Annotated in this window: 16 protein-coding genes; 12 read left to right on the forward strand and 4 right to left on the reverse strand. The window is 50.3% G+C overall.

Going from position 1 to position 13,043, the window contains the following annotated elements; genetic code table 11:
- Positions 1-49 precede the first annotated feature (49 nt).
- Both ACYVEA_RS18430 and ACYVEA_RS18435 read left to right on the forward strand, forming a co-directional pair.
- Complete coding sequence (locus tag ACYVEA_RS18430) at positions 50-904, forward strand: ThuA domain-containing protein (RefSeq protein ID WP_461114900.1); 855 nt, start codon at positions 50-52, stop codon at positions 902-904.
- A 121-nt stretch (positions 905-1,025) separates the two neighbouring features.
- Positions 1,026-1,778 (forward strand): hypothetical protein, encoded by a 753-nt coding sequence (locus ACYVEA_RS18435; RefSeq protein ID WP_461114901.1) that lies wholly within the window; start codon positions 1,026-1,028, stop codon positions 1,776-1,778.
- Here ACYVEA_RS18435 and ACYVEA_RS18440 read toward each other — a convergent pair.
- On the reverse strand, positions 1,762-2,820 hold the full coding sequence (locus tag ACYVEA_RS18440; protein WP_461114902.1) for a glycosyltransferase family 9 protein: 1,059 nt from the start codon (positions 2,818-2,820) through the stop codon (positions 1,762-1,764). The genes ACYVEA_RS18435 and ACYVEA_RS18440 overlap by 17 nt on opposite strands.
- A gap of 6 nt (positions 2,821-2,826) precedes the next feature.
- A complete protein-coding gene (locus ACYVEA_RS18445) occupies positions 2,827-3,432 on the reverse strand; it encodes a DUF4254 domain-containing protein (RefSeq protein WP_461114903.1) in 606 nt (201 codons plus the stop codon).
- A gap of 217 nt (positions 3,433-3,649) precedes the next feature.
- On the opposite strand from ACYVEA_RS18445, the gene ACYVEA_RS18450 reads away from it, so the two are divergent.
- Both ACYVEA_RS18450 and ACYVEA_RS18455 read left to right on the forward strand, forming a co-directional pair.
- Entirely contained in the window at positions 3,650-4,630 is a 981-nt protein-coding gene (locus tag ACYVEA_RS18450) for a GlxA family transcriptional regulator (RefSeq protein ID WP_461114904.1), read from the forward strand.
- The gene (locus ACYVEA_RS18455; RefSeq protein ID WP_461114905.1) at positions 4,627-5,493 is read left to right on the forward strand and encodes a DJ-1/PfpI family protein; all 867 of its coding nucleotides are present in this window, start codon (positions 4,627-4,629) and stop codon (positions 5,491-5,493) included. Before ACYVEA_RS18450 ends, ACYVEA_RS18455 begins: the two co-directional genes overlap by 4 nt.
- An 85-nt stretch (positions 5,494-5,578) precedes the next feature.
- Here ACYVEA_RS18455 and ACYVEA_RS18460 read toward each other — a convergent pair whose 3' ends face one another.
- On the reverse strand, positions 5,579-6,544 hold the full coding sequence (locus ACYVEA_RS18460) for a nitrilase family protein (protein ID WP_461114906.1): 966 nt from the start codon (positions 6,542-6,544) through the stop codon (positions 5,579-5,581).
- 172 nt (positions 6,545-6,716) lie between these two features.
- A complete protein-coding gene (locus tag ACYVEA_RS18465) occupies positions 6,717-7,910 on the reverse strand; it encodes a molybdopterin molybdotransferase MoeA (protein ID WP_461114907.1) in 1,194 nt (397 codons plus the stop codon).
- A gap of 95 nt (positions 7,911-8,005) precedes the next feature.
- On the opposite strand from ACYVEA_RS18465, the gene moaC reads away from it, so the two are divergent.
- The 8 genes from moaC to ACYVEA_RS18505 all read left to right on the forward strand — a co-directional run bounded on the left by moaC (position 8,006) and on the right by ACYVEA_RS18505 (position 12,995).
- On the forward strand, positions 8,006-8,479 hold the full coding sequence (gene moaC, locus ACYVEA_RS18470; protein ID WP_461114908.1) for a cyclic pyranopterin monophosphate synthase MoaC: 474 nt from the start codon (positions 8,006-8,008) through the stop codon (positions 8,477-8,479).
- Positions 8,472-9,050 carry an NTP transferase domain-containing protein gene (locus ACYVEA_RS18475; RefSeq protein ID WP_461114909.1) on the forward strand — a complete coding sequence of 193 codons (579 nt, stop codon included), beginning with the start codon at positions 8,472-8,474 and terminating at the stop codon, positions 9,048-9,050. Before moaC ends, ACYVEA_RS18475 begins: the two co-directional genes overlap by 8 nt.
- 29 nt (positions 9,051-9,079) lie before the next feature.
- Entirely contained in the window at positions 9,080-9,688 is a 609-nt protein-coding gene (locus tag ACYVEA_RS18480; RefSeq protein WP_461114910.1) for a DUF6992 family protein, read from the forward strand.
- Positions 9,689-9,778: 90 nt separating this feature from the next.
- A complete protein-coding gene (locus ACYVEA_RS18485; protein ID WP_461114911.1) occupies positions 9,779-10,564 on the forward strand; it encodes a nucleotidyltransferase domain-containing protein in 786 nt (261 codons plus the stop codon).
- 12 nt (positions 10,565-10,576) lie between these two features.
- A complete protein-coding gene (locus ACYVEA_RS18490; protein WP_461114912.1) occupies positions 10,577-11,053 on the forward strand; it encodes a nucleoside deaminase in 477 nt (158 codons plus the stop codon).
- A gap of 199 nt (positions 11,054-11,252) precedes the next feature.
- Positions 11,253-12,458, forward strand: a complete 1,206-nt coding sequence (locus ACYVEA_RS18495) for a DegT/DnrJ/EryC1/StrS family aminotransferase (protein ID WP_461114913.1) — start codon at positions 11,253-11,255, stop codon at positions 12,456-12,458.
- Complete coding sequence (locus ACYVEA_RS18500; protein WP_461114914.1) at positions 12,458-12,748, forward strand: DUF4160 domain-containing protein; 291 nt, start codon at positions 12,458-12,460, stop codon at positions 12,746-12,748. The genes ACYVEA_RS18495 and ACYVEA_RS18500 overlap by 1 nt, the downstream gene beginning before the upstream one ends.
- The gene (locus tag ACYVEA_RS18505; protein WP_461114915.1) at positions 12,741-12,995 is read left to right on the forward strand and encodes a DUF2442 domain-containing protein; all 255 of its coding nucleotides are present in this window, start codon (positions 12,741-12,743) and stop codon (positions 12,993-12,995) included. Before ACYVEA_RS18500 ends, ACYVEA_RS18505 begins: the two co-directional genes overlap by 8 nt.
- Positions 12,996-13,043 lie beyond the last annotated feature (48 nt).

Below are 13,043 nucleotides of genomic sequence, written 5' to 3' on the forward strand. Positions count from 1 at the left end.
TGATGTAGTGTTTTTGTTACGTAGCATCAGGTAGTAGTCTACGGAAATTATGATCCAATCCGCTAAAAAAATAATCCCGCTTCTTGCCTTTCTCTTCCTTTGTTTTGTTGCTACTGTTCAGGCGCAAAAAAATAATTCCAAATTCAACGTTATTGCTTTTTACACAGCTAAAAATGACAAGGCACATATTAGTTATGTGCATGAAGCAAATCGATGGTTTCCGAAGGTAGCCGCTGCGAATAATTTTACGTACGATTCGACGACAAACTGGAATAATCTTAACGCTGAATTTCTATCACACTATCAAGTCGTGATTTTTTTAGATACGCGCCCTGAGAAGCCTGAACAGCGGGCCGCTTTCCAGAAATATATGGAAACGGGTGGTGCCTGGATGGGCTGTCATTTTGCGGCTTTTGCGTTGACGCCGTCTGCATATCCGCAGAATTGGGACTGGTATCACAAGGAGTTTTTAGGATCGGGATCGTACGTAAGTAACACCTGGCGGCCTACATCGGCTATTTTGCGGGTGGAAGATCGAAAGCATCCCGCTACGAAGCATCTGCCCGCTACGTTTAAATCGGCACCGAATGAATGGTACAAATGGCAGAACGATTTACGTACGAATTCCAATATAGACATACTGGTTTCAATTGATTCGACAAGTTTTCCATTAGGCACCGGACCGAAATTGCACGAGATCTGGCACAGCGGTTATTACCCGGTAGTATGGACAAATAAAAAGTATAAAATGATCTATTTAAATATGGGTCATAATGATATTGACTACGAAAATAAAACCGATAAAGAATTGTCATTTACCTTTGAAAGTGACACGCAGAATCAATTAATTATTGATAGTTTATTATGGCTGGGTACGGGTAAAAAGCAGCCAGCTAAAAATTAACGGTTGTCCAGTTTAATTTTCAAAAATTACTTCAGATATAGCTGACCATACGTAAATTCATTAGGCCATTTACTAATTCATAAAGCAATAGCTAACTTGCGTGCCAATTGTACGCACACGAATGAATCTTCTCCTTATTAAAGTAACCATCATTCCTGCCGTTATTGCGTTAGTGACACTGGCGATTCGAAAATGGGGAAATAAAATAGGAGGATTGATTGGCAGTATGCCCTGGACGGCCGGACCCATCCTCCTGTTTTTCATTCTTGAACAGGGTAAGAATTTCGGCATTCATTCGATTCAGGGCGTGATGACGGGCATTCTGGCTTTAATAAGTTTCTGCCTCAGCTATTCAGCCTTTTCCCGGAAACTAACCTGGTTGCCAACCCTTCTGCTGGCGTATATAATTTACACCGTCACCGCCCTGCTCTTCAATTATTTACAACTAGATTTGCTGGTAAGTTATCCTCTTGTAATAATTAGTGTCTTGCTGGCACTGCGGTTTTTTCCTAAACCAACCGGTCAGGTAACCAGCACCCGACGCTTGCCCTTCGACATTCCCATTCGGATGACAGTTGCTACGTTGTTTGTACTGATCATCACCGGATTAGCCAGCGTGCTGGGGCCAAACTGGAGTGGCATTCTAACGCCGTTTCCGATTATGACATCCGTTCTGGCTATTTTTTCGCATACACTTCAGGGAAGTAACGCTGCCATCACAACGCTACGTGGCCTGGTTATTGGGTTGCTGGGATTCACTACGTTTCTATTTCTGCAAGCCTTTCTGTTGCCTGAGTTTTCGGTAGCGCTGTCGTTCGGGCTGGCCTTCATCGTGAACACGCTCATTAACGTAGGAGCTAGTCGCGTGTGGTAAGCAGCTGCCGAACACGGGTGGCTACTGCTTCCACGGAAATGTCATTCAGGCAGGCCAGATCGCCCCGCCAGCAGGGCTTATTCCCGAATACCGAACAGGGGCGGCAGGTTAGTACATCGGTTGGAATTTGAAGAATAGCTTCGTCACCCTGTCCCCACGGACCGAAACCTGCGTCGGGATGAGTGGCTCCCCAGATGGAAAGCACCGGTACGTCGCTCAAGGCGGCAAGGTGCATATTCCCCGAATCCATGCACAACATCCCGTTCAGTCGGCGTATCAGGGCCAATTCGGCAGCCATAGAAAGTTGCCCAGCTACGAGTATCGTCTGCGGAAACCGCTGACGTAGTGTCTCAAGTTGTGCGATTTCTGAAGGGCCACCACCGAAGAGGAAAATCGTAAGCGGTTGCTGGTCATACAGTTGTTCGAGCAGGGAAGCGAACCGGTCAAATGGCCACATTTTTTGCGGATGTTGCGCAAACGGAGCAATGCCGAGCCAAGGCGTATTGACAGGAATGGGTTGGCGGTTCAGGAACGTAGTAAGTTCATCTTCAGCCGACGTGAACGGGGGAAATTGAAACGGACGATCGGGCTGGAGCACAAAGCCTGCTTCATCAAACACACGCGCATAACGCTCGACAGAATGCGGCAACTGCCGCCGAATTTTATGCTCCTTTCGCGTCAGCTCTTTTTTCTCCGATCGACCTTTGTCAATCGTTACCGATGGCACACCAGCCAGCCTAAACAAGCTTTTCAGAACGCCCGAGCGCAGATTCTGGTGGGCATCCAGAACTACCTCAAATGGCCCTAACGGCCGAAGTTCACCAAACAGACGTAGCAAACCGGCGAACCCCTTATGGCGCCCGTCGAAATCAGCGACAATGATGCGGACGTTAGGAAATTGCTCAAAAAAAACGGCGAATTTCTGCCGCGTCACCAGGGTGATGGCCGTGTTCGGGTAACGTAGCGTGAATGCCTGAACTACAGGCGCCAACAGGGCCACATCGCCCATGGCCGAAAATCGGAGAAGAAGCAGTTGCTTCATACTTGGCTATTCCTGACTGCTGTAAAGCACCGGGTTGAGCGTGGGATCATTATACATTTTCATTTGCCGGTACACCTTCATGTATCGGTCGCCGTTGCGGATGTCTTCCAGTAGTTCATCAAAGCAGCGGGCCAGATCGCCCTCCTGTTCGAGTAGCACAGCGAGTTTTTGTACTGCTTTCTGGCGGTGTTCGTCCGAAACCGAAGGCCGGTCAACCTGCTCGCGAAAATGATAGAGCTTAAGTTGTAATATCGACATCCGGTCGAGGAGCCAGGCAGGCGTTTCAGAATTCATCCGGGCCGCTGGCTTAGGCGTAATTCCCTGGAATTGCTCAGAAAACCAGGCATCTATCTGCTCTACCATATCGGTCCGGTCCTGATTCGACTGGTCAATCCGGCGCTTAATCGCGACCAACTCATCGGGACGAATGGTTGGGCTGCGGATAATATCTTCCAGATGCCATTGTACCGTATCGATCCAGTTTTTCTGATACAGCAAAGAGGCAATATCGCTGGGCGAAAACGGATTGTTAAGGGGCGTGTCGACGTGATCGGTCAGGTGATAATCCTGAATACTCTGACGAAATAGGTCGTTGGCAAACGTAGCGTTCATAAATAATTAATCGACTGCAAAGATAGGCGTTTTCGCTGGTAATGCCGGATGACGTAGCAGATCGTGCATTTCACGTAGCTTGTATTATTCCTGCATTCGATCAGGACGGCTACATGGTAGCGAAAATCATGGTTTAGAAGGTGGCCCAAAATGTCCGGTGATTGGCTGACTGAGGATAAAAATACCCCGTACTTTTACAAACTAGCTCACTCATCCGATGTCGCGCGTTATACAGGTTGTTTTTGTTGTGCCGCCCTGGGTTCATGTGCTGGACCTGACAGGCCCTGTCCAGGTTTTTTACGAAGCCAGAGAGTACGGAGCTTCGTATCAACTAACGTACTGCTCTTTCCAACAGCCTGTTACCAGTTCAGCAGGCTTGGGTTTTGGATCGGTGTTGCCTTTTGAGGCCGTTTCGACGCAGCCCGGCGACTGCATTTTTCTGCCTGGAATGGATATGGAGTATATACGTTCGGCTCAGTTTAGAGAGGAAGGAAGCGCTTTTTTCGACTGGCTTCGGCGTCAGCACGAGCAGGGCGTTTATTTATGCTCGGTTTGTACGGGAGCGTTTATGCTGGCCCAGGCCGGGTTGCTGGATGGTCGTAACTGCACGACTCACTGGAAGCGGCTGGATGAGTTGCAAACGACTTATCCGCAGCTGAATACGCAACCTGAGAAGCTGTTTGTGAAGGACTCTGGCATCTACACCAGTGCGGGCGTAACAGCTGGCATTGACCTGGCGCTGGCCATTCTGGAAGAGCAGCAGGGGCCTTTGTTTACCACCCGAGTCGCCCGGGAATTGGTCGTTTACTTCCGGCGCGGTGAATCGCATTCGCAAAAAAGCGTCTACCTGGATTACCGAAATCACATGAACGTAGCAATCCACCAGTTGCAGGATTGGCTGATTGCGAATCTGGCCGAAAAAGTGACCCTCGACCAGCTCGCCGAAATTGCCAGCATGAGTACGCGCAACCTGACCCGAACGTTTCGCAAAGAAACGGGTACGACTATTAACGCCTACACAACCCTGCTTCGGCTGGAATTGGCCCGAACTCTGATCAATAGTCCGGGCATAACGATGGAGGCTATTGCGGCCCAGTGCGGTTTTCAGGATGCCCGTCAACTACGTCGAATCTGGCAAAAATCAACCCATACCCCGTCTGTACGAACTTTATCGTCCTCTTTACACCTGTCCTTATGAATACACGTATTTGCTCCGTCCGGTCGCTGTGTCTGGCCTTTCTGTTCATTTCCTTTGGCGGATTAATCAATGCTCAACAACGCGCTAAAGCGAGTGAGGCAATGGCTTACTACTGCGCGCCTTGCGGGAGTGCGTGTGATTTGGAAAAGCACGATGCCCCTGGTATGTGTCAACATTGCGGCATGGCCCTCATCAAACGTAGTGTTGCCAGGATGGATTCGGTTCGTTCGAAGCAAAAAACCGACCGGAAACGGAACGTAGCGATCTTCATTCACAACGGTGTTGAAGTGCTGGATTTCTCGGGGCCAAGCGAAGTATTTGCCTCGACAGAAGGCTTTACTGTCTACACTGTTTCGCTCACGAAAGAACCCATCATCAGCCAGGGGTTCATCAAAATTTTGCCCAACTACAGCCTCGACGATTGCCCAAAGCCGGACATTGTCGTACTGCCCGGCGGCCAGACAGGCCCATTTCTGGAAAATAAACCCCTCATTAGCTGGATAAAATCCTCCGCTGAGCGGGCAGAAATCATGCTATCGGTTTGCACGGGAGCCGGTCTGTTGGCCAGGGCCGGTTTATTGGATGGAAAGCAGGCCACTACGTTTCATAATTACATTGATGCCTTACAGAAAGCCACGCCCAGTGCCACAATTTTGCGAAATACCCGGTTTGTCGATAATGGTCAAATCATTACCACGGCGGGCGTCTCAGCCGGCATTGATGGGGCGCTACACGTAGTAGCCAAACTTAAAGGGATTGACGTTGCGACGCAAACCGCCTGCTACATGGAGTACGATAAATGGAAGCCGAACGAAGGATTAGTGGTCGAACAGGCCAGTAAATCGTCGGCAGCGCGCAACTGACCTCCAGGGTTTTAATCAAGACCAGTACCACGGTTTTGTTTCGATAGTGTGGCAACCGTGGCACCGGCTTTACGAAAATTCTGTCTTATTGGTTTTCCGTTTCCGGGGGATTCATCCAGACGACGCTTTGGTTGGACGCATGTTCCTGGCTGATGATATCGCCGTACAAGTCGGGACGCCGGGCGTTGCGGTAGCGATAACCACCCGCCTGCTGGAGTTTTTCGGGATTACAGGTTGCCGTAACGACCTCATTGTCTAACTGACGACATTCCGCAATGACATCACCAAAAGGATCAAGAATCATGGAGCAGCCATTTTTCAATTGGTCATCATCCATGCCAATCGGATTGGAGAAAACGACATAAATGCCATTGTCATACGCGCGGGCCGGTAGCCATTTCATCAACCACGCCCGACCTTTCATGCCGTCGAATTCCAGCCGTAACGACGTTGGATCGTTCTCCCGGTTTGTCCATAAGGCCGGATCGGCAAAACCTGCGCCCGGCCGGGTAGAGGGCGTCAACATCGTTACATGAGGCATGAAAATAAGGTCGGCTCCCAGCAGCGCCGTTGCCCGTACATTTTCGATAATATTATTGTCGTAGCAGATTAAGATGCCACATTTCCAGCCGTATAGATCAAAAACTACGTATTGATTGCCGGGCAACAGATGCGGGTTAATGAACGGATGCAGTTTTCGATACTTGGCAACCAGCCCATTTTTGTCAACGCATACATACGCTTTGAATAACTGATCCTGCGCATCTTTTTCAAATAAACCAGCCAGCACAACGATATCGTTGTCGCGGGCAATCTGCGTTAATGCCTGAATGCTGTCGCCGTCGGGGATGTATTCCGCCAGATCCAGCAGTTGGTCTTTCGACAAATGGCGGGCAAACGTATAACCCGTGATCGAGCATTCGTGGAAAGCCACAACCTGCGCACCTTGCTGAGCGGCCTGCGCCGAGAGCTTTCGAATCATACCTAAATTGTAATTTTTATCGCCACTTGCGTTTTCAAACTGAGCGGTCGCCACACGAAGATTCTCCATAATACGTCGTCTTAAACACGATTTTGGTTTAAAGGACCCCAAATGTAGAAAACCTAAAAATAAGGTCAATCGACAACTAATCTAACGGTATGTAGTAAACAGAGCGGCACGGAGTACACACAGTTTTTCTAGTGCATTCTCTGTGTGTACTCCGTGCCGCTCTATCAAAAAACTATTCCGTTAACCACACCTGAAAACTTTCGCCTTCACCAAATTCCGAGCGCTCAGCGGGTAATTCCATAAACGCATTGGCATCCAGCAAATTGGCAAAATCGGCCGAACCAGAGCCCGGCAACGGGTGAGCCAGCGTTCGCCCATCCGCTTCGGAGGTAAGCCGCACGGGCAGGAAGTACGTAAGAGCAGGTTTGAAAACGACTGGCCTGGCTAGTTGCGCGTAATGAATGGGGACGGGTGGTAGCCCCAGCGACGCTCGCAGATAAGGCAGCACGTAGCGGTAGCCACACAGTATGGTCGAGACTGGATTGCCGGGAAGCCCAAAAACCGTTTTACCGGGTGCCGTTCCAAACCAAAGCGGTTTTCCTGGCTTCTGCTCGATTTTATGAAACCGCTTTTGAACACCTATTCGGGCCAGCACGTCCGGCACAAAATCGGCTTTCCCGGCCGAAACCCCTCCACTCAGAATCAGTACGTCATTTTCGATAAGTAATGCCGTCAGTTGGTCGGCTAGAATGGCTTCATCATCAACGATATGGTGTAATGTAGCCTGAATGCCCAGTGATGTCAGCGCGGCTCGAAGCATGTAGGTATTTGACCGCCGAATCTGGTAGGGCAGTGGCGTTTCGGTAACATCGACCAATTCGTCGCCCGTCGAGATGAGCGCCACGCGGGGAAGTTTCGTTACGGATACGGTCGCACGCCCAACTGAGGCTGCTACGGCAATGGCCGGTGGCCTAAGTAACGTACCGACAGACAGCAGTTCATCGCCCGCCCGGCGGTCGGTGGCGCGGGGGTGAATGTGTTGCCCCTGTTGAACATCCTCAATCGTTATAGTGGCCTGGCCCGATGAAACCGTTACGTCTTCGTAGCGAATAACCGTGTCGACGCCAGGAGGCAGCATGGCACCCGTCATCACTTCCAGGCAGGCGGCCGCATCGGTCAGGGTTTGTTGAGCTTGCCCGGCAAATTGTTGACCCGCAATTGGAAACGTTCGCTGTCCGGCGGCATAGGCCGAAAAGTGAATACCAATGCCATCCATCGCCACACGATCGAAGGGCGGGAAATCGCGGTCAGCATGGACTGCCTCACGCAGAACACGCCCGAGTGCGTCATGAAGTGAAATCGTTTCAATAGGTAAGGTCAGCAGGTGCTGCTGAGTAATGGCGAATGCATCGGAAACGGAAAGCATGGAAAAATGATGAATTATGAATTATAAATGATGAATTTTGGCCCCTGAGCGCAATCTATTCATCATTCATCATTTCTAATTCATAATTCATTCAAATGAGCTCTTTTTCTCACCTCAACGCCGAAGGAAATCCCGCGATGGTCGACGTGGGGGCCAAAACCGTTACGCGACGGACGGCCCGCGCCCAGAGCGTTGTGGCGCTGGGTCCCAACATTATGCAACACCTGACCGGACAGGATATTGTTACGAAAAAAGGCCCCGTGTTTCAAACCGCGATTATTGCCGGAACAATGGCGGCCAAACGGACCGACGACCTGATTCCGCTCTGTCACTCGCTTGGGTTAGACAATTGCCAGATAACCATCACGACCGAAGGCACAGATGCTATTGTCGATTGTCTGGTTTCGACTGAAGGGAAAACGGGGGTCGAAATGGAAGCCCTGGTTGGGGCCTCGGTGGCTGCGCTAACGATCTACGATATGTGCAAAGCCTTCTCGCACGACATTATCATTCAGGAAACCAAGTTGATGGAGAAAACGGGTGGCAAACGAGATTTCAAGCGTGACTAAGTTGAACGGCTTAGTCCTGATTGGGGGACGTAGCACCCGGATGGGGCAGGATAAATCGCAACTGGTATACCATCAGAAACCCCAGCGTGAACACCTGACCGATCTGCTACGTCCCTACTGCGACACCGTTTACTGGTCGATGAACGCAGCCCAGGAACCTGACGTATTATCGGGGAGTCAGCCCGTTATTGTCGATGCCTACGATTGGCCGGGACCGCTGAATGGTATATTGTCGGCGTTTCAACAACATCCAGAAACGGCCTGGCTGGTCGTCGCCTGCGACATGCCATTACTAAGCGCACGTTCGCTCAACGCGCTTGTTGAAGGGCGTGATCCGGCAAAAGTGGCTACGGCCTTTTTTGATTCGGACAGCCGTTTTCCTGAACCGTTGTTGTGTATTTGGGAAGCTGCCAGCAAACCGATTATGGAAAAAGCTATTGCGATCGGTCAGTGGTCACCGCGTAAGTTTCTGATGATGAATGACACTCATTTACTCACTGCCCCTGATATCGGCGAACTGCTGAATGTAAACGATCCGGCCGCATTAGCGGCTCTGAAACAACGTAGTTGATTACGGGGTTCATACCGAAATCGCATCGCATGAATCCACTCCGACATCTTCTGTTTGCTGCTGGCTCGGTGTTACTGGGCAGTGCCGCAACGGCCCAACGTAGTACGCCTTCTGCGGAACTGAAGATATTTAGCGAGCAACGTATCAAACACCAGAAAACACTGGGGCTAACCCTCGGCAGCTTTGCCTTGGCGAACATCGCCGTTGGCGCTGTTGCGGCCGGACAGACATCGGGCGAGACGAAGTACTTTCATAAGATGAACGTCTACTGGAACCTCGTTAATCTGGGCATTGCAGGGGCGGGGCTATTGGCTTCCCGAAAACGAATCGCCGAGAGTGAAACGTTGGCTGATGCCGTGCGGCAACACGAAAACATGAAGCAAATTTTGCTGATCAATGCGGGGCTGGACGTTGCCTACGTAGTGGGCGGAGCCTATCTGCGCGAACGAGCCGAAACTCGGCCTGACAAAGCTGATCAACTGCGTGGCTATGGTAAATCTATCATGGCACAGGGCGGTTTCCTGTTGGCATTCGATCTGGTTAACTATTTCATTTTCAAGGGTCGGGGCGACAAACAGGAGCGTTTGTTGCTGTCGGCTGATCAAAATGGGTTAGGCGTTGTCCTGACAATCCGCTAAGTAGAAGCGCCGTATTGGCTGAACTAATCCAAATGCAGCGTTGTTTCGCGATAATTTACTAATCGCACCGGTGACACGGCGCAACGGCCAATGCAACCCCATTTAAAGCCCTTTCAATCATTTATTACAAAAGCTATTGAGCACATCGAGCAAGACCCTGACACGGTCGGCTTAGCGGCTGGTGGCTCCTGGGCATCCGGCGAAGTAGATGCTTATTCAGACCTGGATCTGGTGCTGGTCACGAATCGAAAGATAGCCCCCGATCTGGTTCAGATGCAGGAATATGCCGCCGGATTGGGCTTGATGCTGGCGTCCTTTCGGGGGGATCATGTAGGTGAGCCGCGGCTGTTGATTGCGCTTTTTGAATCGTCGTTGCTGCATGTTGACATTAAGTTTTTGACGCCGGATGAATTTTACGATCGGGTAGAAGATCCAATTGTTCTCTGGGAACGCGAGCAGACGCTGACGAACATTATTCAGCAGTCATCAGCGCATTATCCGCCCTTCGACTTTCAATGGACCGAAGACCGTTTCTGGATTTGGGCCCACTATGCGGCCCTCAAAGTTGGTCGCGGTGAGTATTTCGAAGCCATTGATTTTCTGGCTTTTGTGCGAAACGCCGTTCTTGGGCCGATGCTGCATCTGAAAAATTCGAGTTTACCGCGGGGCGTTCGTCGGGCAGAAACTACGTTTGGCGTGGCCGAACTTTCGCAGTTGCGCAGGACTGTAGCCATGCCCGAACGGGATGTGCTGGTGAGTAGTTTATGGGAAGCGATCTATCTCTACGAATCCTTGCGCGATGCCCTGGCTCCGGCTACCTTTCAGAAAAATAGTGCTGCCCAACTGGCCGTTACACGATATGTGGCCGCTCTTTAATAAAAAGCTAAAATGATAGATCAGGACGAATATTTTTTGCGGGAAGCAATCGAATTGGCCCGAACCGGAATGACAAACGGACAGGGTGGTCCATTCGGTGCCATCATTGTCCGCAAGGGTGAAATTGTGGGTCGAGGGTGCAATCAGGTCACCTCAACCAATGACCCGACGGCACACGCCGAAGTTGTCGCGATTCGCGACGCCTGCCGGAATTTAGGTACGTTCCAACTGGAGGATTGCACACTTTACGCATCCTGCGAACCCTGCCCCATGTGTTTGGGGGCAATTTACTGGGCCCGGCCCAACCGAATTGTCTACGGTGCTTTCCATTCTGACGCGGCCGGTGCTGGGTTTGACGATCAGTTTATTTACGAAGAACTGGATAAACCGCGCGAACAACGGCATATCCCCATGCACCAACTGCTACGTAGCGAAGCTGACGCTGTTTTTCAGGAATGGGTAGCCATGGAAAAACGAATTCCGTATTGATTCTTTTGTAGAGACCGCACCGGCGGACCGGCAATCCTTTGTGTCTCTTCCCCGGATGGTTTTTTGCTGACACCTAAGGAGACGCAAAGGATTGCCGGTCCGCCGGTGCGGTCTCTACGAAACAAATACCGTACTTTTGTAAAAAAATAACGGTCGCTTAATGAAAACTTCCGAAGCGACTTTCTAAACAGATTACGTCATGCCAGGAATGGAATTTTTTGGAGCGGCCGAGCGCAAGGAAATCAACGATGTGCTTGAGACTGGTATCCTGTTTCGCTACAATCATGAAGCGCAACGTAACAATATTTACAAAGCCCGTGAATTTGAGGCCGAGGTGGCTAAAGTCGTGGGTGCCAAATACGCCCATGCCGTGTCGAGTGGTTCAACGGCCGTTTTGTGCGCGTTGGCTGCTGCCGGAATCGGTGCGGGTGATGAAGTCATTGTGCCGCCATTTACTTACATCGCTACAGTTGAATCTGTGCTGATGATCGGCGCTCTGCCCGTTTTCGCCGATATTGATGAAACGCTTTGCCTAAGTGCAGAGGGTATTCGCAAGGTCATTACGCCCAGAACCAAAGCCATTTGCCTGGTACATATGTGCGGCCAGATGGCCGATATGGACGCAATTATGGACGTAGTGAATGAGCACAATCTAGTGCTGGTTGAAGATGCAGGCCAGGCCATGGGCGCTCGTTACAAGGGTACTTCGACCGGATTATGGGGGAAAACCGGCGCATACTCGTTCGATTTTTTCAAGATTGCAACGGCGGGCGAAGGCGGCATCATGGTTACCAACGACGAAGTGGCGTATAAACATGCTGACTCGTATTCAGACCACGGGCACGACCATGTTGGTTCTAACCGGGGAATGGAACAGCACCCAATTTTAGGGTTCAACTACCGGATTAGTGAACTCCATGCGGCAGTTGGACTGGTTCAAACCCGCCGAGTGCCTGAGATCATTCGAAGCAATAACGCCCATAAAACCCAGCTCATGTCGGCGCTGGGTCAGGTGCCAGGCGTATCGTTTGCCCGCATCCCTGATGCCAGTGGTGATTCTGCTACGTTCCTGAACATACTTATGCCCGATACGGAAACCGCACAGCGTACGGTCGCTGAACTAAATGCGGCTGGCGTGGGTGGATTCAACTACTGGTTCACGAATATGTATCACTTCATCAACCAGTGGGATCATATCAAGCAGATGCGGACGGCTTCGGCGTTGGCTATTCAAAAATTCGGTGCCCCACAGGACTACAACAACCTGGATATCCCAAACGCGCAGACGACCATCGGACGATTGATCTCGTTCGGTATCCGCGCAACCTGGACCACCGACGAAGTGGCTACCCTGGCAGGTAATATCGAAGCCGCCGTTCGTAAAGCAACCCTGGTAGAAGCGTAATGCCAACCTTATTTATTGAGGCTGGTTTGCGTTTTTTCTTTGTCATGTTCGATCTGTTGAATGAGCCCTTTCATCTTCATGTAGGCGATGGCAATCGTAAACTTTGCAAATACTGGATTTTTGCCGATGGAAACATTGGATTGGCTGATTCGAAAGGATTTAAGCCGCGCGAACTGAAGGATATTGAAGCAACGTTAGTAAACCAAATGACACTTATTCAGGAATCGTATGGAGCCTATTGCACAAAAAACAACCTCACGATCAACTACAAAACCAAACGTAGTGCCTGAATCGGTGACGATAGCTGAGCTGCCAATTTTGAAAAATGTTCGGGTTGATAACGTACAGGTTCATTTTGAACTTGAAGATGGTCGATCAATTGCCTGGCCCTTATCCTGGTCGTCTTTACTGGCTAATGCAACGCCTGATCAAAGGCAGAAGTTTTCGCACTCTGCCTACCACGTTTTCTGGGATGAGATCGACGAAATTATTGGTGTGAAAAATATTTTATACCCTTCAGGACGACTGAGCCAGTAAACCAAGAAGAGTAAAGAAGCGTAAATTTTTTAGCCAATATGGCTCAAT

This window comes from Spirosoma jeollabukense (genome assembly GCF_054777855.1).